Origin of the sequence: Aquidulcibacter sp. (assembly GCF_020253525.1) — a bacterium.
GTDB lineage: Bacteria > Pseudomonadota > Alphaproteobacteria > Caulobacterales > Aquidulcibacteraceae > Aquidulcibacter.
The window spans coordinates 1-20,115 of the sequence record NZ_JADCBK010000117.1; the positions used below are offsets into that span (position 1 = coordinate 1).

Sequence of the window (20,115 nt, forward strand, 5' to 3'; positions counted from 1 at the left end):
GCCTGCGCATGAGCCTTCCAGAACAAAAAACTACAAACAGACAATCCCGGACGGCGCAGCCGAGTCCCAGACCTCCTGCCGCAAAATCCCACAAGGTCCCCGCTCTTCGCTCACGCTTCGGCGACACGACAAGAAAACCGCATAATGGTCACGGCAAAAGCGCACGTGCCCGAGCCTTGTCACGTTTGGCGGCCAAACCTATATTCGATCTACTTAAGAGGTTATTTGTGTCAAATTATGATTTAAAGGCTCAAATCAAGATAAGGCGCGTTGCCCCGGATCACGCCACAGCGCCACACCCCAGCGAAACCGCTGGCTGGTTTGCCCTTGGGCTGGTCATTGCGTTTGTCTATCTCATCGGCAAGGCCTTTTTCACGATTGAATGGTCTCGCCCCTATTCAGGCTCCGGCTCGAATGGCGTCTATTTGCCAGAGCCGCTAAACGCCAGTCGAAAGATCAAGATTCCTGCTGGGACGACCCAAGAATTCAAAGTCGATCCGGGAAAGCGCCTGGTGGTATCGTGGCGCAATCCCTATCAATGCGACCAAGATGTGCTGCTCACTTACCGGCCCAGCGCCAATCCTGACGCTGTGCTCAAGACCGAAGTCTTGGCTGGGCTTGGCGGCAATAAAATCTTCCCACAGGCCGGCGAAACCAGCTGGATTGTGCAGTGGCAGCTACGCGACACAAAAACAGCAGAGGCTGGATGTAAGAATGCCAATTACGGGGCCATGCCTGAAAATGCCGAAGTGTTCGGGTTCACTGAAAGGATCCCAGCCCCTGCTCCGACCCCCAAATAGCGCCTAGCGAACTGGAACAGCCTTCCAGAAATAGCGGGTAAAGCCGCGCCGATCATCCCATTCTTTCACGCGAAATGCCATGCGCACGGGCGTGCCGCTATCAATCTCGCCGGGTTCGACATCGGCAATGTCCATGAAGATTCGCCCGCCGCCTTCAAAATCGATTTGGCCGTAATGATTGGGCGGGTTCATCGAATAGGTCAGATAATCAGCCGAATAAGTCAGCACTTTGGCAGCGCGTTCGGCAAATTTATACGGCTCTTGGCTATCAACTTGGGGTGAATTGGGGGCGACCGAGATGCGGGTGCGGGGATATTGGACGGTGCCGGTGACCTGACAGCGCCCCCCCACTAAGCCCAGAATGCCATCATTATAGCGGTAGAGCGTGGTGAGAGCCGTCTTATTGTCCTTCTCCGCCCGCATGCCCTTGTCCCACTCCACCAGCCCATTAAAGACCAGATATTTCATATAGCTGGTCTCTTCCTTACGATTGGCAAGCCAGCCTGAAAGGCCAGTACGAGGCTTAAACTGGGTGATGGCGTCGGTGACTTTAAAGACGAGTGCTTCACAGCCTTGGCCAAATTGCGCCACCAAAATCGTCTGCCCGGCTTGGGCCTTTTCAAGCACACCGGCCAACATCAAAAGGGCATGGGCGCACCCCGTCTCGCCCACGATTGTCCCCAAATTGTCGGACACAGCTTCTGGCTTCATGCCCATCTTTTTGGCGATGCCTTCGGCAATGCCCTTAAAGGTCGACGGCAGAATAAAATGATCGACGGCGGCGGCTTCTAATCCTGCGCTCGCCAAAGCGCGCTTCAAAACTGGGGGAACAATCTTCATATAGCCTTCGTCGCGGATCCAACGCTCTTCCCATTGATAGTCAAAGGCTTCATCGGCCCCACGAAAATGATCGACAAAATCAACAGTGCTGGCGGCCCCGCCGAGCCATTCAGCCAGCACATTCTGACGCCCTACCACCATGGCAGCCCCACCGTCGCCATAGTCAAACTCTTGCGCAGAGACAGCCTTCGGGACACGCCGATCCCCTGCCGCAACGAGAAGAGAGGGATTTGCCCCATCAGGTGCCCCACTTGCCACACATAAGGCCTGCGCCAGAGCCGTCACGCCGGCCTTTTGTGTGCCAGAGATATCGGCGGCCTGGATCGTGGGCTCCAGCGTTAAGGCCGCTTGGACAATGCCGGCATTCAAGCGATCCGCGAAGGGGGCGGTGGTCGAGGCGAAGTAAAGCGCCTTGATGTGAGAGCGGTCATCCTCTGGTCCCAAGGCATCGCGGGCAGCTTCTACGGCGAACGTAATCGCATCCTCGTCCCAATTGCCAAAGGCACGCTCGCCCTTGGCCTTGCCCATCAGATTGGGTGCAAGCCACGCATTGGTCTGGGCCATGGCCTTTTTTTGCAAGCGTAAGCGCGGCACATAGGAACCAAAAGCCGTAATCCCAATCATCGCGCTGTCTCCCAAAGCTTATTTGTTCGTTTTGTATGGCCCCACTCTGGCGCGGGGTTGGCTCTATTTCAAGATGGCGGGATCAATTTGGTGAGGTTGGCTGCCGCGGGCATGGCGAACTGTCGAAACTTCTTCAAAACCGCCATGCGCGCGCTGTCCTCAGGGCTGATGGCGGCAATGACTTTGCCAAACCCATCCAGCCGCGACTCGCGGATCCAATCGCGCAATTTGGGGTCTTGGCCCCAAGCCATCTGGTTCATCATATTGCCAAGTACGGCACGGGGATACATCTCCAAGGTACGGGGTAGAGGAACCGAACCACACAGGCCATTCTTGGTCGCATCATCCTCATAATTGGCCTCCACATAGGCTGCTAGCGCCGCACTAAAGGCGGGCTGCGGGATGCGGATCATCTGCGGCACAATCAAGTCACCCTGATAGACGGGCACCGCAGGGCTATCCTCCACCGCCGTGGCAGAACAATCGATGAAAAGCGTATCCTTGCCAAAGTGCTCTTCCCCGCCATCAAGCACCACTTTGGTCGGGCTGATCGAGCTCACCCGGCCTTTGCGGATCACGTTTTTGATGCGGGCTAATTGTGCAACTTCGCCGGTTGAGACCGTGGCATAGCGGTGGATGGTTGGCCGCACAGTCGGATCAATCCGCAGCATGACCCCGCAAGCCTCCAAGCGGTCAAACAAATCATCGACGTCACTGGCCAAGGCACAGGCTTCCATCATGTCGGCTTGACCGGCAATGGTTTCGTCAAAGAAGTCGATACCGGGTTGGGTTTTGCGCCGATTGAGCAGCCAGGAATCGCGCGGCATGATCCAGCTGATGGTGTCTGGATCCGCACCAGAGGCCAAGAGCCAGCAAGCCGCATCCATACCCGTCTTGCCGGCGCCAACGATAACGAAATGCTTAGGCATGCCTTGGCTGCGTTTCCACAAATGCGGCAGCTCGTTTAAAGGCACAAAGTCGACGCCGGGCTCCACCACAAACTTTGGCTTGTGCGTGGAAGGAACGGAGGTTTTAAAATAGGTGGCATCAACTGTCTTCTTGCGGATATGAACTTCAGTCTCCTTACCTGAAAGCAAGGATACAAACCGGCCCGCACCCAAATAGTCCGACATGGGAAAATAGCTGACACGCCCACTGGCCAACAGGCGCTGGTTCATGACTTTCTCGAAGTAACCGCTAACTTCAGGGCCCGATGCTAGCTCATAAAGGCCTTGATTAATGCCGGTTTGGTCAATGCGATCTTGACCCAGCGGCATCGAATTCACGCCATAAAAGGCCGAAGGCTGGTGCAAGGTAACAAAACTATAGGCATCATTCCAATGGCCACCGGGCTTGCCATGGCGATCTACAATCGTGATGTGGGCGTTGGTTTGGTCCAGCAACGTGTCCGCAAACGCAAGGCCAACCGCCCCTGCCCCAACAATCAGATAATCGGTTTCCATGCGCGGACCCTCCTGAATCAAACCTCTAAACTCTCTGAGAGCTTAAAGGCTTGTCTCAGGATTTACCACCACACTTTGGCCTTGGCATTGTAACCTGATTGCGCCTCAAGAACGCCTGCGACAGCAAACACCGTCTCTTCATCCAAAGCCCGTCCAATGACTTGCAGACCCAAGGGCAGACCTTGGGAATCTAGGGCTGCTGGCACTGAAATACCGGGCAGGCCCGCAAGATTGGCCGTCACAGTGAAGACGTCATTGAGATACATTTGGATGGGATCATCACTCTTTTCACCCAAACCGAAGGCAGCAGAAGGTGCGGTTGGGGTCAAAAGGGCATCGCACTTTTGCCAAGCCAAACGGAAGTCTTCGGCAATCTTTGTGCGAACCCGTTGGGCGCGCAGATAATAGGCATCATAATAGCCAGCCGACAGCACATAGGTGCCGATCAGGATACGCCGCTTAACTTCATCGCCAAACCCTTGAGCACGGCTTTGTTCATAGACTTGGGTCAAAGTCTCGCCTACCACCCGCGCACCAAAGCGCATGCCGTCATAGCGGGCAAGGTTGGAAGAGGCTTCAGCAGGAGCCACGATATAGTAACATGGCAAGGCATATTTGGTGTGCGGCAACGAGACATCGACGATCTCAGCCCCGGCATCTTTCAGCCAAGCAATGCCATCGCTCCACAATTTCTCAATCGCTTCTGGCATGCCATCGACGCGATATTCCTTTGGAACACCGATCTTGAGCCCCTTCACGCCACGGGCAACTGCGGCAGCAAAGTCGGGTACCGGCACTTGCAGGCTGGTGGAATCCTTCGGGTCATGGCCGCACATGGATTCAAGCAAGATCGCACTATCCAATACCGTTTTGGCAATAGGCCCTGCTTGATCGAGCGAACTGGCAAACGCGACAATACCAAAGCGGCTAGCCCGGCCATAAGTTGGCTTGATCCCAACGGTCCCGGTGAAAGCGGCCGGCTGACGGATGGAGCCGCCCGTGTCGGTGGCCGTTGCCCCCAAGCACAAGTCTGCGGCCACCGCTGCAGCCGAGCCACCCGAGGAGCCACCCGGCGTCAAGGACGCATTGGCCCCGTCTTGGCGCTTCCACGGATTGACCACAGGGCCAAAGCGGCTGGTTTCGTTGGATGAGCCCATGGCGAACTCATCCATATTGAGCTTGCCCAACATCACCGCGCCATCGCGCCACAATTGGCTGGTGACGGTGCTTTCATAGGTGGGCTTGAACTCTCCCAAAATATTGGAACAGGCGGTTGCCCGCACGCCTTCGGTGCAGAACAAATCCTTAATGCCGAGCGGAATGCCTTCCAAGCGGCCTGCACTGCCATCCTTCAAACGTGCGTCGGATGCGGCAGCCATTTCCAACGCCTTTTCAGGTGTCGTCACCACATAGGCATTGAGCTGAGGGTTGGCTGCTTCGATCGCACTATTGAAAGCGGTCGCCAGTTCAACGGCGGAAAAGGCCTTCGATGCCAAGCCGTCGCGGGCTGCGGCGAGCGTCAGTTCAGTCAATTGGGTCATTATTCAACCACCTTTGGAACGACAAAGAAGCCATCGGCACTTTTGGGGGCGTTCGCAACGATCTTTTGGGTGTTGCCACCATCGGTTACGGCATCATCGCGCAAGGGCAAGGTCGTCTCCACCGCACTGGTCATGGGCTCCACACCTTCCACATCGACTTCATTGAGCATCTCAATCCAGCCAAGGATGGTGTTCAATTCGCCAGCTAAACTTTCGAGGCGGGAGTCTGGTTCGTGGATGCGCGCCAATCGGGCGACACGCCGCACAGTATTTGCGTCTACTGCCATGGGTTGAAGGTCCTTATTGTCGACTTGTCGCTAACGGCTCAAGCGCGCAAGAGCAAGGATAGAGGCCAGTAAGGCCGCCCTTTCGTGGCAGAGTCTTGCAGCACGGTGACAAGAAAACAGACAATCTATCCCCCTGCCCTGCGACGTCGATTATCTTACCTCTGCCCAGTTTGAGAGCAGGCGATGGAGAATGCAAAAGTCTAGAAAAACCCTACAGGCACCCCATGCGCTAACCTTAGCTTGTTTTGGCATCCTAAATTTTGTCTATGCCCACTCTAACGGCAAAGATAGGTGCTAATATCGGTTAGGTTTCGGCCTTGTGAACACGCACTTGCTTCTTGTGAATAGCTGCTTTGTGCCTCTGTCCGTGAAACAAACATAACAAGGCTGGCCAAAATGATCCATAAAGCAAGAGACTGTGCGACTTCTTTCATAAGATGCTCCAGTAAAACGAATTCAACCTCGCGCCTTCAACTTCCCAATGGACGACGAATGCTTAACCGGTTCGAATTTTTCACTTCAAATTGATGTAGACGCGATTCCAACATAAACTCTAACTGATCTTAGGTTAGCAGAACCCATTTCCGCTGTCATGCATGTGCACTGCATACAATAGATGCATGACGCTTTTTTATGCATCACCTATGGTCGCTGCGCGAAATTTCTGTCAGAAAGCTCTATGACTATACCTTCCCACAGTGATGCACAGCCGGAAAAGCGGGATTCTTCCGGCTTTGTCTTTGTTTTCATTACAATTACGTTGGACATGCTGGCTCTGGGATTGATTGTTCCGGTTCTTCCGAATTTCCTGAAGGAAATGACCGGCGGCGATGTTGGCGAAGCGGCACATATGATTGGGGTGTTCGGCTTTTTCTGGGCGCTCATGCAGTTCATCAGCATGCCTATCATGGGGGCTTTGTCTGACCAGGTCGGGCGAAAGCCCATCCTGCTTATTTCAAACTTTGGCCAAGCGCTCTCAAATTTGATGACCGCCTTTGCGCCTGGCTTTTGGCTTTTGCTGCTGTCGCGCATTTTGTCGGGTATTGTCAGTGCTGTCGGGTCAACCGCCAATGCCTATGTGGCCGATACGGAGCCGAAAGAGACGCGGGCGCAAAAATTTGGACTCTTGGGGGCAGCCTTCGGTCTGGGTTTCATTTTAGGGCCAGCCATTGGTGGCTATCTGGGTGGCATTAACTTGCGCCTGCCCTTCTTTGTGGCCGCCGGACTTTGTGCGCTGAACGGGGTTTTTGGCCTCATCATGTTGAAGGAATCCTTGAAGCCAGAAAATCGCCGACCATTTCGTTGGACAACAGCAAGCCCGATTGGCTCAATCCAATTTCTTGGATCAAATCCGAAAATCCTGAGACTGACCCTCATTCGCGGCCTGTGCGATTTCGCTCAAGTCGTCTATCCCTCCACCTTCGTCCTCTATGGCTTTTATCGTTATGGGTGGGAATCGGATGTCGCGGGCCTCACCTTGGGTCTAGTTGGCCTAAGCTCGATGATTGTACAGGCAGGGCTTGTAGGCCCAATCATCCGGCGCATGGGTGAGGTTTCAACCTTGATTCTAGGCCTGAGTTTGGGCGCGCTTGGCTATGGGCTTTATGCTTGGGCACCCAATCAATATGTTTTGTGGGCTTCGGTGCCGATTGCCTCCTTGGCAGGCATTTATGGCGCGGCCATCCAATCGTTACTGACCCGCCAAATTGGGCCTGATGAACAAGGTCGCCTTCAAGGTGCAGTAGGTATGGTGCAAGCAGCAACCAGCATGGTTGGCCCGCTTGTTTTCACCGCCATATTTGCTTGGTCCATCGCCCCGATCCGGGACCCGAGCCTGCCGGGTCTGGCCTTAAGCTTGGCAGCTTTCTGCCTGATCCTTGCAACCCTGATTGCTGCCACGGGTGCCCGCCAGTTTCGTGCGGATCAGGCGTCGGCGACCCATTAACCGGAGACGGCCTAAACGCTGATGGCTAAGGCACGCATGAAGATTTCGGGGTCAACATTGCCGCCGCTTCCGGTAACCGCAATGACTTGGCCTTTGGCGTCCACCTTGCCCGACAAAACAGCAGCAAGCGCAGCAGCGCCACCGGGCTCTAAAACGATGCGCAGATATTTGAAGGCAAAAGCCATCGCATGGAGAACGTCCTCATCGCTGACGGCAACGCCCTTGGTTCCGATGCGGGCAAGGATTGGAAAGGTCAATTCGCCAGGAATTTGCGTCATCAAGGCATCTTGGATGGTGCGCGTGCCCGGCTCATTGGCCACGCGCTGCCCAAGAGCGAGCGAGCGGGTCAGATCATCGTGGGAGACAGGTTCTGCCCCGATGAGCTGCGTCTTGGGCGACAAAGCTTCCAAGGCAAGGCCGATGCCAGCTGCCAATCCACCGCCACTGGCGCAGCTGACCAATACATCAAGATCCAGTCCTAATTCTCTGACTTGATTTATGATTTCAAGGCCACACGTACCTTGGCCGGCAATCACATCGGGATGATCAAATGGCGGAATTAAGGTCGCCCCTGTCTCCGCTGCGAGGGCCGCCCCAATCGCCTCGCGGCTTTCCAGCACGCGGTCATAAGTCACGATCTTGCCGCCATCGGCCTCTACCGACTCAAGCTTGCCCTTAGGCGCGTCCGATGGCACCACGATGGTGGCCGACATGCCCAAATGCTTGGCGACATAGGCAATCCCTTGGGCGTGATTGCCCGAGGAGAAAGCGACCACCCCTTTGGCGCGATCCTCAACCGGGATTTTCAACATGGCATTGGCCGCACCGCGCATTTTGAACGCCCCGCGCGGTTGCAAACAATCGGCCTTGACGAAGATCTGGCCACCCGTGGCCTGATCAAGCGCATCGGCGCGCAACAATGGGCTTACCAAGGCGAGGGGGCGGATGCGGCGATCTGCTTCAAGCACATCTGCAAAAGTCGGTAAGGTCATGCCCCTTCCTCACGCGGCCCGCCACGAAGGTCAAGTGCGCGGTTTTGCTCGCGCCGTGGGTTGCGCAGTCGCGGGATCGTCTGGCCAGACATGACGGGGATAGCGCGCCTTCATATCTTTGCGCACATCATGCCAGCCAGCTTTCCAGAATTCGGGCAAATTAGACGTGACCGCAATTGGGCGGTGGGCGGGTGAAAGCAATTGGAATACCAAAGCCACCTGCCCGCCTGCCAGCATCGGATGTCGCCCAAGCCCAAACAATTCCTGTACCCGAACCTCAATCGTTGGACCTTGTTCGGCGGCATAATCAATTAGGTGACGCGTCTCCAGCGGGGTTACAAAATGGGTCGGAGCGGCTTCATTCATAGCTTGGCGTTCGGGCCAAGACAGAAAATTTTCCAACGCTTGGGCGACATCCACATCTGCCAAGCTGCGCGCCCCAATCAAGGCAGCGGCCAACCAATCGTCCAAGGCGGCCTCCAGCGCACCGGGCTTTCCTTGCGGCCAATGATCTGGATCGCGCGCATAAAGCCACCTCAAGCGCTCAACAAAGGACTTGGCGCGATCCGACCAACTAAGCTTGTCGATACCAAAGCTGCGGACGGCCTCTAAGAGGCCTGCTTCAATCTGGTCGGAGGTTAAGGCAACCGGGCGTTCCTCCAAGATCAACGCACCAAGCCGGCGCTGGTGGCGGCCCTGCATCACCCCTTTAGCCCGGTCAAATTGGGTCACGGTGCGGGTCTCAATCTGTTGAGCAAATAGCTCTTCAATATCGGCCTTCTCAAGGCGGGCCGCTTCGCCAATCCGCGCATTGGCAGCCTTGCCCTGCAGGGACCCAATGGCGAGAAATTCGGCCGTGGCGAGGGCCTCTTGGGCCTGCAATTCACCGCCACTGCCATTGACCAATATGAAGCCACCGCGGCGATCACGCGCTTTGGCAACGCGCTCTGGAAATGCCAGCGCTAAAGCCCGCCCGGCAAGTTCGACAACCGGGGCTTCTCGGGCACCAACTTGTTGCGCCCAGCCCTGGGCTTGGGCGCGCGCCTTGGTCGCCCGTGGTGAGCGGTCGCGGGCAAAGGACAAAAGGCGCTGTTCGAGATCAGGCGAATTTCCGCCCAACCCACGCTCACTCAGCAAAGCTGCCAAATGGGCGGCTGTCGTGCCAAAGCCAAGTTCTGCGGCGCGCACAATCATATGGGCCAAGCGCGGCGGCAAACCAAACCCGACCAAGTGCTTGCCATGGGGTGTCAATCGTGGGGCTTGCCCCGCTTCCGCAACTATTGCCCCTAAATCGACCAAAAGCTTTCTGGCTTCTTGCAGGGCGGGTACAGGAGGTGGGTCAAGCCACTTTAGGCTAGCAGAATCAGAGACGCCAAAGGACAATAAGGTCAGCACCAAAGGGGCTAAATCCGCTTCCAAAATCTCAGGGCGGTCATAGGCTGGGAAAGCGCCCATCTCGGCTTCTTCCCATAATCGATAACAGTGTCCCGGTGCGGTGCGCCCTGCCCGCCCCCGGCGTTGATCGCATGCAGCCTTACTGGCACGCACCGTCACCAAACGGGTCAGGCCACTGTCTGGCTCAAAGGCCGGTCTGCGCGTGAGGCCAGCATCCACAACAATGCGAACGCCCTCAATGGTAAGGCTGGTCTCGGCAATCGCGGTGGAAAGAATGATTTTGCGGCGGTCACCTGCTAGCGGGCGCAGCGCTTGGTCCTGTTCGGCTGGGCTTAAGGAGCCATGCAAAGCAATGACCGCACAAGACATCGCGGTGGCTCTGGTCGCTATCGCCTCATGGGCGCGATTGATCTCGGCCGTGCCGGGCAAGAACACCAACACATCGCCCGGGCCCTGCGACAAGGCCTTCAGAGCATAATTGGCGGCTTGGACTTCGATGGGCAGGTCTTGCGTGCGGCCAACATAGAAAGTCTCAATCGGATACAGCCTGCCGGCACTTTCAATCAGGTGGGCACCCCCCAATTGGGCGGCCAATTGCCCGCCCTCAACGGTTGCGGACATAGCGATCAAGCGCAAATCCTCGCGCAGACCGGCCTGAATATCGAGCGCGAGCGCGAGGCCCAAATCTCCCTCTAAGTTTCGTTCATGGACTTCATCGAAAATGAGGGCGGCAACATCGCTCAACTCCGGGTCCGCCAACATGCGGCGGGTGAGCATGCCCTCGGTGATGACTTCAATCCGCGTGCGCGGGCTAATCTTTTTGTCGAGGCGAACCTGATAGCCCACGGTTTCGCCCACAGCCTCGCCCAACAAGTCAGCCATACGGGCGGCGGCTGCCCGTGCTGCTAAACGCCGTGGGGCCAGCATCACAATCTTCTTGCCCTCTGCCCACGGCTGCCCCAGCAAAGCTAACGGCACAGAGGTTGTCTTACCTGCACCGGGCGGGGCAACCAGCACCGCAGAAGTTTGGGATTGCAGGACCTCCAAGAGTTGGTCCAGCACGGCGACAATGGGTAAGTCTGGCGGAATAGCCGCCAACATGGCCGTCTATTCTTGATCTGGGTCGGTCGCGACCCCGACGCGCTGGGCCAGTGACGCGGCCATAAACATATCCAGATCGCCGTCGAGAACGCCAGATGTATCCGACGTCTCTGCACCTGTGCGAAGATCCTTCACCATCTGATAGGGCTGCAGCACATAGGAGCGAATTTGATGCCCCCACCCAATATCGGTCTTTTGGTCTTCCAAGGCATTTGCGGCGGCTTCCCGCTTTTGCAATTCCATCTCATAAAGACGGGCGCGCAGCATTTTCCATGCGATTTCGCGGTTCTTATGCTGGCTGCGCTCTTGCTGAGAAGCGCACGCAATGCCGGTAGGCAAGTGGGTGATCCGGACCGCGGAATCGGTCTTGTTGATGTGCTGACCACCCGCGCCAGAGGCCCGATAGGTATCGATGCGGACATCTTTTTCTTGGATATCAATCACAATTGTATCGTCAACAACGGGATAGACCCAAACGCTGGAGAAGCTGGTATGGCGCTTGGCCGCGCTGTCGAACGGAGAGATACGCACCAAACGATGCACGCCCGATTCTGTCTTCAGCCAGCCAAAGGCATTCTCGCCCTTGATCAAAAGGGTCGAGGATTTGATCCCGGCTTCTTCTCCCACGCTTTCTTCAATTTCCTCAACACTCATGCCGCGCGATTGCGCCCAGCGCACATACATACGGCGCAAGATACTGGCCCAATCCTGACTTTCGGTGCCCCCGGCCCCCGCGTTGATTTCCAGATAGGCATCATTGCCATCGGCTTCGCCGGACAAGAGCGCTTCTAATTCCGCCCGGTCGGCACGGGTCTTGGCGTCCACAAGCCCTTTGCGCGCCTCCTCAATCATATCCTCATCGCCCTCGGCCTCGGCCATTTCGGCAAGTTCAACATGATCGGACAGATCGCGCTCCAATTGTCGAACCGCATCGACGGAGGCCTGAATACGGTTACGCTCGCGCATCAAGCCTTGGGCTTCTTGGGGATTATTCCACAGATCCGGCCGCTCGCTCAGCGCGTCGAGTTCGTCCAAACGGCGAAGGGCAACATCCCAGTCGAGCCGGCGGCGCAACAGCGCCACAGACTTACTGATATCACGACTGAGCGCTTCAAGTTCGGCGCGCATAAGGTCTCTCCAAAATCAATTCTCGCAGGGTGCGGACATAAGCAAGGCCGGCCTGAAGGTCCAGACCGGCCCAAAAGGGGGTGTCAGTTTGCGTCGTCAGCCTTCTTTTTCGGCTTTTGGTGCCGCAGTCGGTGCAGGCGCAGGTGTGGCCGCAGGGGCCGTCTTTGGGGCCGTCTTCGGGGCCGAAGACGGGCGCGGTGTTGGGGTGTCGTCAATCACGATAGAACTTCCAGGCCGGGTATCGACACGGGGTGCATCGGTTCTACCACTGCGCATTTGCGCCAAAGTAGCTGCCGCCCCAGCTGGATTGGTCTGCAACTCCGCAAGAATGTTCATACGCTCTTCGGCTTCAATTTCGCGTTTGACCTCGGGCGAGGCATTAAAGTCTTCCACTGGACGACCTTCATGCGCCTTCATCATATATTGCCGAAAGATCGGACCGGCCACAGGGCCACCCGACGCCCCTTGATAAATGGTGCGCGGCAAATCATAGCCGACATAAACCCCTGTCGCGATTGAGGGTGAGAAGCCGACGAACCATGCATCCTTATAATCGCTGGTCGTCCCCGTCTTGCCGGCCACTGGACGGCCAAAGTCAACGCCACGCCCGGTGCCCTTCAGGACCACATCACGCAAAATTCCGGTCATTTCCCAAGCGGTACGAGGCGATACAACTTGAACACCCCAAGGATCAATTTGTGGCGGGCCTGCATCGAGATTGAGTTCACTATCGCACGCTGGGCATGAGCGGCGATCGGAACGCCAAACGGTGCGCCCGCGTGGGTCTTGCAACCGGTCATAAAAGACCGGTGGGATATAGCGTCCGCCATTGGGGAAGACCGCAAAGGCTGAGGTAAGACGCAGAACCGTGGTTTCCCCCGCACCCAATGCCATGGTCAGGTCATTGGGCAAATCATCATAAACACCGAAACGGCGCGCATAATCAGCCACCCGACGCATGCCCACCCGACGCGCGATCCGGACGGTCACCGTGTTACGAGACATCACCAAAGCTTGGCGCAAAGTCATCACGCCGTAAAATCTGCGGTCGGCGTTTTCTGGACTCCACCCACCGCCACGGATTCGCTCATCGGAAATTTTCGTCTCAGGGGTCAGCCCCTGTTCGAGCGCTGCGGCATAAATGATCGGTTTGAACGAGGAACCTGGTTGACGTTTGGCTTGGGTCGCACGGTTAAAGCCGGAATCTTCAACATCCATGCCGCCAGCCATGGCAATCACAGAGCCTGTCTGCACATCAATCGAAACCAATGCACCTTGGATGCCCTGATGACGCTGCAATTGGAACGTACCGTCATCCCGACGACCAAGCCAAACCAACCCGCCATCCACCAAGGGTTTGCCAGATCGCAGCGCCCAGTCCTTGTCTGCCTCCGGAATAGGCACTTTGCTGCCATTGGTCAGGCCAAAGTATTGGGCATCATCCAAGACAATCGCAAAAACCGCGCGAGGATCTGGACGCCAGTAGCGTGCCTTCGCCAGTCGCGCAGGCCAGTCCCCGGTCACATTCATCATCCCGACCGCGCCGGTAAAGCCGCGTGTGCGGCGCGGGTCTAAGCGGTTCAAACTTGCCGACAAAGCTTCGCGTGCATATTTCTGTTTATCCAGATCGACAGTAGAGCGAATGATAAAGCCGCGCGAATAAGGCGCATCCTTGCCAAAACGACGGATCAGGTCACGGCGAACTTCTTCTACGAATTCACCTGCTTCAGGATCGGTCCAACTCCCACGTGGATTGGGATTGACCGTCAAGGGTTCGGCTTGGGCAGCCGCCGCTTGCTGGGCTGTGATGAAGCCATTCTCTTTCATCCGTTCAATCACCCAATTTCGTCGACCAACAGCACGGTCCATGCGGCGAAGTGGGTTGTAATTGTTCGGGCCCTTGGGCAACGCTCCCAAATAAGCCGCCTGCGCAATGGTCAGATCTCGGACATCTTTGCCAAAATAAGTCTGCGCCGCCGCCTGAACGCCATAAGACCTAAAGCCCAAGAAAATCTGATTGACGTAGATTTCCATGATCTGGTCTTTAGTCAGGACCTCTTCGATGCGAATAGAGACCAAGGCTTCGCGAACCTTGGACAAGATTTTGTCGAGGGTTGAGCCGCGCGCATCATCTAACAACAATACGTTTTCAGCCACCTGTTGGGTGATGGTGGAAGCCCCTTGCATCCGACGCTCACCCAAATTGCTGATATTGAATAAAACAGCGCGACCCACACCCATTAAATCCACGCCGGAATGGGAGTAAAAATCCTTATCCTCCGCAGCCATAAAGGCTCCAATAACGTGGTCGGGGACTTGTTCAATGGGAATGTAAGATCGGTTCTGCCGTGCAAACAGACCAATCTGGCGACCATCGGAAGAATAGATCACGCTGGAAACGGCAGGTTGGTAATTGGCAAGCTTTTGATGGTCTGGCAGGCCTTGCAGCGCCATATTGACCAAAATGACCGCGCCGATGACGCCCAAGGCGATCGAGACCAGAACGGTCAGGGCCATGATCTTCAAATAGACTCGCATCGTCGCTTGGTCTTTCCCAATCGGGTAAGGGCCAAATTGGGCCACTTACCCAGTTTGGCTATACCCCTGATCTTGTCTCTAGTATGGCCTGCTTGGCGCGCCAATAAAAGCGCCCTTTCCCAGTTCTGCTGATGCTGAAGCACACGGCCGCAAGAGCCCAGACAGCTTTCCCATCATTCCTATTTGGTAGCACCACCGCTGATCACTTGAACGCGGTCAAAATAGGCGCTGATTGATTTTGCGGTCGCAGCCATTTGCCGGCTACGGAATTGCGGATTAGCCAAGCGGGCTTCATCTTCGGGATGCGACATGAAGCCCATCTCAAGCAAGACTGCGGGAACCCGGGGCGAAAGCAGGACGAAGAAGCCTGCTCGGCGATGGGATGTCTGTGTCACCGGTCCTATTTTCCGGATCTCACTGATGAGGGATTGACCGAAAATAGCCGATTGGTTCTTCGTGTCGCGCTGGGTCAAATCCCGCAATATCTCAACGACGGACTTATCTTGCGTCTGATTGGGCGGGGCGATGGACCAATTGTCATTATTGAGAAGTTGTCGCGCGCGTTGGCCGCCTGCTTCTGACAACGTATAGACCGTGGCCCCAACCGCGCGTGAGCCGGGGGGCGCAGAGTCTGCATGCAAGGAGATAAAAAGGTCCGCGCGTTTGTCCCGGGCGATCAAAATGCGGCGCTCAAGGGTCAAGAACACATCGGTGTCGCGGGTTAAAATGACTTCAAATCGACGGTCGCGGCGGAGATAGTCTCGCAACAAAATGGCGCTGGCGAGTGTCACTTCTTTTTCAAACAACTTACCAGAAACCCCGGTTGCGCCGGGATCTTTACCGCCGTGGCCGGGGTCAATCACGATCACAAAGCGGCGCCCCGCAGCATTCGGCCGGATTGGCGTAGGGACGCTATTGACCTTCTCCGCTACGCGCGGCTTGGGAACAGGCGCGGTTGTGGCAAAGGTCTTGGGATTGGTTGGCACTAGCTCGAGGCGTAATTGCCGGCCCCCTAATACGCCCACGATCTCATGTTTGCGAACCCGCATCGGGCCTGACAGGTCCAAGACGATGCGCGATTCGGTTTGGGATTTGTCGGCAAAACGGATTTGCGAAACCCCGCCTTCACCGATCAAAGTCCCCGCCCGACCATTGCCTAACCCCCAAGTGACCTTAGGCATATCGATTACAAGGCGAGGCGATGGCGTGGTTAAGGCGAAGAAACGGTATTTGACAGGCTGATCAAGGCGAATGCTGACAATCGTCGCCTCAGCGGCTTGGGTGGTTGTTATGGCGCTGACGCGTGGAAGTCCCCGCGTCTGGGCCTGAGCTTGGGTAAAAGCAGCGCTTCCCTTTGTCCAAGCCGGAGGCCAATCAACCGAAATTGCGGCCAAACCGACAGCTAGAAGCAGCAAGATCACACCGCGTGCCAAATCTAGCCGCTGCATTCGAAACATGCGGATCAAAGCGGCAAACACTGTTTGATAAGACAATGGCTTCATACTGGGTCCGGCTGCCGAATCTGTGCTGAGATGGGCTAAAGCTTGATACCTGTAACCCACCGGACCTGTCCAATGTGGAATCAGGGAGCAAGTCCCGCTTCCCTTTCTGTGCGAAGTGAGGCAGTGTAATTTGCAATACGGGAAAGATAGGTTTTTGATCTTCGCGTATTGCTTTTTTGGAACCAGACTTGTGCACCTCAAAGCCAAGTCTCAACCAGTTCATTCAATATGCCTTTTTGGCATATTCTAAGTCGGGACGCTCCGCGGCGATGACAGTGCGCGCCACTCTGTTTCAAGAGACTTTGATCCAAGGCGAAGCTATGGCGCTTTTGCGCCATTCGCGTGGGCCATTAGGCCGGGATCTAGGTGCTGCTCTCCCATCGCGCTTCGTTCAGCGCCGACTTTCACCAACAACCTTTTACGATTCGCGCTCATTGACCGGGAGACGACGCCACTGCGTTGCCCTGCGGCCGAGCCAGCGCGCTGGAGCTTACATCTATGTCCAAAACAATGCTGATCGACGCAGCTCATCCGGAGGAAACCCGGGTAGTTGTGCTCGCCGGAAACCAAATCGACGACTTCGACTTTGAATCTGCGTCCAAAAAACAAATTCGTGGCAATATCTATCTCGCCAAAGTCACGCGGGTAGAACCATCCTTACAAGCAGGTTTCGTCGAATATGGCGGCAATCGCCATGGCTTCCTCGCGTTTGGCGAAATTCATCCCGACTATTATCAAATTCCTGCCGCCGACCGCGAAGCCTTGCTTGCGGAAGAAGCTGAGCAGGCTGCCCTTGATGAAGAAGGCGATGGCGATGACGAACAGGTTCGCGCACGCCGCGCAGCCCAGCGTCGCTACAAAATCCAAGAAGTGATTCGCCGCCGGCAGATCATGCTTGTCCAGGCTGTCAAAGAAGAGCGTGGCAATAAGGGTGCGGCGCTAACAACCTATTTGTCGCTCGCCGGGCGCTATTGCGTCTTGATGCCCAATACCCCGCGCGGTGGCGGTATTTCGCGCAAGATCACTGCTGTGGGTGATCGCAAGCGGTTAAAGTCGGTTATCTCCGAGCTTGAAGTGCCCAAGGGCATGGGCCTGATAATTCGGACAGCTGGGGCCAAGCGCACCAAGACCGAGATCAAGCGCGACTATGAATATCTCCTGCGCCTTTGGGATGACATTCGCGAGCGCACGATGAAGTCGATTGCGCCCTCCTTGATCCATGAAGAAGATAATCTGGTGAAGCGGGCGGTCCGCGACCTTTACGATAAAGATGTCGACGCGATCTTGGTTGAAGGCGAAGAAGCTTATCGTGAAGCCAAAGACTTCATCAAAATGCTTATGCCAAGCCACGCGAAAAAAGTGCAGCAATATAAGGCCGCAACGCCTTTATTCTCGCGCATGAAAGTAGAAAGCCAGCTTGAAAGCATTCACTCACCCATCGTTCAATTGCGTTCGGGTGGCTATATCGTGATCAACCAAACCGAAGCTTTGGTCGCGATTGACGTGAACTCGGGGCGCTCCACGCGAGAGCGTTCGATTGAATCCACTGCCTTGAAAACCAATCTGGAAGCCGCCGAAGAAGCCGCACGGCAAATGCGCTTGCGCGACTTGGCTGGCCTTGTCGTGCTTGACTTCATCGACATGGAAGAAAACCGCAATGACCGGGCGGTTGAAAAGAAGATGAAAGACGCGCTGCGGTTTGACCGCGCCCGCGTCCAAATGGGCAAAATCTCAGGCTTTGGTCTCTTGGAGATTTCCCGTCAGCGCCGCCGGACGGGCGTGCTAGAGGGCTCAAGCCATATTTGCCCGACCTGCGATGGTACAGGCCGCGTCCGCTCACCTGAATCGGCCAGCTTGCAAGCGCTCCGCTCGGTCGAGGCCGCGGTCGCCAATCGGAAAGACTGCGAAGTTGCCCTTCATGCAGACATTCAGACCGCGCTTTATCTTCTCAATGAAAAGCGCGACCACCTGACTCGTCTGGTCCAAGAACGCGGGCTTGTCGTGCGCGTCTTTGCTGAATCAGACATGACACCTGGCCAATATCGCTTTGAGATCGTCGAACTGGGCGAAGAATTGCTCGAAGATGATTTTGTGCCCGTCTATGTGAAAATTGATGACCCCATCGATGAAGATGATGAAATCATTGAAGACGATGAAGATGAGGATCAGGCCGAAGCCGATGGTGACGGTGAAGAGCGTGTGAGCGCCAAAGAAGGCCAAGAGGGGGATAGCCCACGCGAAGGCGGCAAGCGCCGTCGCAGACGTCGTCGTGGCGGCCGTCGCGACGAAGCTGGTGACAGCGAGAGCACCCGGCTTTCCCAATCCGACGGGGAGGCCGCTGAGGCTTCCGACGCCGGCAGCACTGACGATTCCGAAGGCGAAGAAGAAGCTGGTCCTGAAGGGGAAACACCCGCTGAGGCTCAAGCCCGTCGTCGCCGTCGTCGTGGACGCCGGGGAGGTCGCCGCAGACGCGAAGGTGAAGCCATGCGTTTGGGTCAGGGCGAAAGTCGCACTCCGTCAGAAGCCGGTGAGGCAGAGCCACAAATAGCAGGTATGGAGACAATACATGTTGAGGGCGATGCGACTGATACAGCGACCATTGATCTGACTCTTCCTGCGGTTGTGGAGCCCCTACCCGTCTCCGAAGCTCCAGCAAAGCGGAAACGGCCAAGCCGGAAAAAAGCCACCGAAGCTGAAGCTGTCTCGGAAGTAGATGCCACTGAAGCGCCTGTTGTTGTGGAGCCTGCAGCAGAAGTCGCCGAAGCCCCAGCCAAAAAGGCCCCGGCAAAACGGGCAGCACGTGGGTCAAAAGCTGCTGCTAAAGCCACTGAGGAAGTTACCGCCCCAACAGCTGAGGTAACTGTCGAACCAGTTGCTGAAGCCCCTACGGCCTCAGCTGAAACGCCCAGTGAGCCAATAAGCACGGAACCCGCTGCCCCACGCAAAAGTGGGTGGTGGTCGCGCAATGCGCAAAAACTGTTCGGCAATTAAAACCTAGCATCTACCCCAAAAAAAGCGGGCCAGATTCCGATTGGAATCTGGCCCTTGTTTTGTCCCGGACACGTGATCGTGACACGCTTTGTCACGGTTTCAGCTGAGGTTTATCCCTCTGCCGCGAAAATGCCCTATTATCCATGAAAACAGTTTGATGATAGGGTGAACTCCCTAATCGACCGGGCGCAGAAAGGGTGAAGGGTCCAAAATGATAAGAGACACTGCCATCGATAAGGACACAAAGGTGCGAAAGACCACATTCCACAGGATGCCGCGCCTTCGTACCTTGGGCCTTGTTGCAGCCGTCCTTTTCGCCCCCTTAGAAGTGCATGCCCAATCCCTCATCCGGGACGCTGAGATTGAACGTACCCTCCGCGATTTTTCAAACCCGATTTTTGAAGCTGCAGGCCTCGCGCCCAATGATGTCAAAATCTATATTGTTGGCGATAAGACATTGAACGCCTTTGTTACCAACGGCCAGAATGTCTTTATCCACACGGGTCTGATCCTTGAAACTGAAACGCCAAACCAGTTGAAGGGCGTTATTGCACACGAGACAGGCCATATTTCCGGCGGCCATCTCGCGCGCTCTGATGCGAATATCCGCGAGGCGATGCGGCCGGCCTATGTGACGATTGCGCTTGGCCTTTTGGCGATCGCAGCCGGTGCGCCTGATGCGGGTGCGGCTCTATTGGCCAGTTCGCAACAATTCGCCATGTTGAGCTTTTTTACCTTCACCCGCGTGCAAGAAAGCAGCGCAGATCAGGCTGCGGTGACTTTCCTCGAAAAGACGGGCCAGTCCGGTCGCGGTTTGCTCGAGTTTTTCACCAAGTTCCGCTATAATGAAATCCTCGCTGACTCTCGCCGCGAACCCTATTTCCGGTCTCACCCTTTGTCGGGCGATCGGATCCAAGCGCTGCAGAACCGGGTGAATGAACAAACCAATCGCGATGCCGAAGACAGCC

The 20,115-nt window shown here is 56.1% G+C and carries 13 protein-coding genes; 4 read left to right on the forward strand and 9 right to left on the reverse strand.

What is annotated here, in order from left to right; all coding sequences use genetic code 11:
* The first annotated feature begins 227 nt into the window (after window positions 1-227).
* On the forward strand, window positions 228-800 hold the full coding sequence (locus tag IOB61_RS13155; RefSeq protein ID WP_290817509.1) for a hypothetical protein: 573 nt from the start codon (window positions 228-230) through the stop codon (window positions 798-800).
* Window positions 801-803: 3 nt separating this feature from the next.
* On the opposite strand, the gene IOB61_RS13160 is transcribed toward IOB61_RS13155, so the two are convergent.
* From IOB61_RS13160 to gatC, 4 genes are all read right to left on the reverse strand, one after another.
* Window positions 804-2,264, reverse strand: coding sequence for a hydroxymethylglutaryl-CoA synthase family protein (locus IOB61_RS13160; protein ID WP_290817511.1), 1,461 nt, complete (start codon window positions 2,262-2,264; stop codon window positions 804-806).
* 68 nt (window positions 2,265-2,332) lie between these two features.
* Window positions 2,333-3,727, reverse strand: coding sequence for an NAD(P)-binding protein (locus IOB61_RS13165; protein ID WP_290817514.1), 1,395 nt, complete (start codon window positions 3,725-3,727; stop codon window positions 2,333-2,335).
* Window positions 3,728-3,789: 62 nt separating this feature from the next.
* Window positions 3,790-5,268 (reverse strand): Asp-tRNA(Asn)/Glu-tRNA(Gln) amidotransferase subunit GatA, encoded by a 1,479-nt coding sequence (gene gatA / locus IOB61_RS13170; RefSeq protein ID WP_290817517.1) that lies wholly within the window; start codon window positions 5,266-5,268, stop codon window positions 3,790-3,792.
* The gene (gatC, locus tag IOB61_RS13175) at window positions 5,268-5,555 is read right to left on the reverse strand and encodes an Asp-tRNA(Asn)/Glu-tRNA(Gln) amidotransferase subunit GatC (RefSeq protein WP_085338659.1); all 288 of its coding nucleotides are present in this window, start codon (window positions 5,553-5,555) and stop codon (window positions 5,268-5,270) included. The genes gatA and gatC overlap by 1 nt, the downstream gene beginning before the upstream one ends.
* A 679-nt stretch (window positions 5,556-6,234) precedes the next feature.
* Between gatC and IOB61_RS13180 the strand changes: the two genes are divergently transcribed.
* Window positions 6,235-7,500, forward strand: a complete 1,266-nt coding sequence (locus IOB61_RS13180; protein ID WP_290817521.1) for a TCR/Tet family MFS transporter — start codon at window positions 6,235-6,237, stop codon at window positions 7,498-7,500.
* A gap of 11 nt (window positions 7,501-7,511) precedes the next feature.
* Here IOB61_RS13180 and IOB61_RS13185 read toward each other — a convergent pair whose 3' ends face one another.
* The 5 genes from IOB61_RS13185 to IOB61_RS13205 form a co-directional block, all read right to left on the reverse strand.
* Window positions 7,512-8,492: a threonine/serine dehydratase gene (locus tag IOB61_RS13185; protein ID WP_290817524.1), complete on the reverse strand. Its 981-nt coding sequence runs from the start codon at window positions 8,490-8,492 to the stop codon at window positions 7,512-7,514.
* A 30-nt stretch (window positions 8,493-8,522) separates the two neighbouring features.
* The gene (gene hrpB / locus IOB61_RS13190; protein WP_290817527.1) at window positions 8,523-10,988 is read right to left on the reverse strand and encodes an ATP-dependent helicase HrpB; all 2,466 of its coding nucleotides are present in this window, start codon (window positions 10,986-10,988) and stop codon (window positions 8,523-8,525) included.
* 6 nt (window positions 10,989-10,994) lie between these two features.
* On the reverse strand, window positions 10,995-12,116 hold the full coding sequence (gene prfB, locus IOB61_RS13195) for a peptide chain release factor 2 (RefSeq protein ID WP_290817530.1): 1,122 nt from the start codon (window positions 12,114-12,116) through the stop codon (window positions 10,995-10,997).
* A 96-nt stretch (window positions 12,117-12,212) separates the two neighbouring features.
* Window positions 12,213-14,654 (reverse strand): penicillin-binding protein 1A, encoded by a 2,442-nt coding sequence (locus IOB61_RS13200; RefSeq protein ID WP_290817533.1) that lies wholly within the window; start codon window positions 14,652-14,654, stop codon window positions 12,213-12,215.
* 179 nt (window positions 14,655-14,833) lie between these two features.
* Window positions 14,834-16,156, reverse strand: coding sequence for an N-acetylmuramoyl-L-alanine amidase (locus tag IOB61_RS13205; RefSeq protein WP_290817536.1), 1,323 nt, complete (start codon window positions 16,154-16,156; stop codon window positions 14,834-14,836).
* Between the two features lie 498 nt (window positions 16,157-16,654).
* Here IOB61_RS13205 and IOB61_RS13210 point away from each other — a divergent pair, with 498 nt between their 5' ends.
* Both IOB61_RS13210 and IOB61_RS13215 read left to right on the forward strand, forming a co-directional pair.
* On the forward strand, window positions 16,655-19,147 hold the full coding sequence (locus IOB61_RS13210; protein WP_290817539.1) for a ribonuclease E/G: 2,493 nt from the start codon (window positions 16,655-16,657) through the stop codon (window positions 19,145-19,147).
* A gap of 247 nt (window positions 19,148-19,394) precedes the next feature.
* Window positions 19,395-20,115 (forward strand): M48 family metallopeptidase (locus IOB61_RS13215; protein ID WP_290817542.1); only part of this gene is annotated, 721 nt, incomplete at its 3' end.

What these genes read in the sequence shown, in the direction of transcription:
- IOB61_RS13160 (WP_290817511.1), bottom strand. Translation starts at nt 2,264, where the DNA reads ATGATTGGGATTACGGCTTTTGGTTCCTATGTGCCGCGCTTACGCTTG.
- IOB61_RS13165 (WP_290817514.1), bottom strand. Translation starts at nt 3,727, where the DNA reads ATGGAAACCGATTATCTGATTGTTGGGGCAGGGGCGGTTGGCCTTGCG.
- gatA (WP_290817517.1), bottom strand. Translation starts at nt 5,268, where the DNA reads ATGACCCAATTGACTGAACTGACGCTCGCCGCAGCCCGCGACGGCTTG.
- gatC (WP_085338659.1), bottom strand. Translation starts at nt 5,555, where the DNA reads ATGGCAGTAGACGCAAATACTGTGCGGCGTGTCGCCCGATTGGCGCGC.
- IOB61_RS13180 (WP_290817521.1), top strand. Translation starts at nt 6,235, where the DNA reads ATGACTATACCTTCCCACAGTGATGCACAGCCGGAAAAGCGGGATTCT.
- IOB61_RS13185 (WP_290817524.1), bottom strand. Translation starts at nt 8,492, where the DNA reads ATGACCTTACCGACTTTTGCAGATGTGCTTGAAGCAGATCGCCGCATC.
- hrpB (WP_290817527.1), bottom strand. Translation starts at nt 10,988, where the DNA reads ATGTTGGCGGCTATTCCGCCAGACTTACCCATTGTCGCCGTGCTGGAC.
- prfB (WP_290817530.1), bottom strand. Translation starts at nt 12,116, where the DNA reads ATGCGCGCCGAACTTGAAGCGCTCAGTCGTGATATCAGTAAGTCTGTG.
- IOB61_RS13200 (WP_290817533.1), bottom strand. Translation starts at nt 14,654, where the DNA reads ATGCGAGTCTATTTGAAGATCATGGCCCTGACCGTTCTGGTCTCGATC.
- IOB61_RS13205 (WP_290817536.1), bottom strand. Translation starts at nt 16,156, where the DNA reads ATGAAGCCATTGTCTTATCAAACAGTGTTTGCCGCTTTGATCCGCATG.
- IOB61_RS13210 (WP_290817539.1), top strand. Translation starts at nt 16,655, where the DNA reads ATGTCCAAAACAATGCTGATCGACGCAGCTCATCCGGAGGAAACCCGG.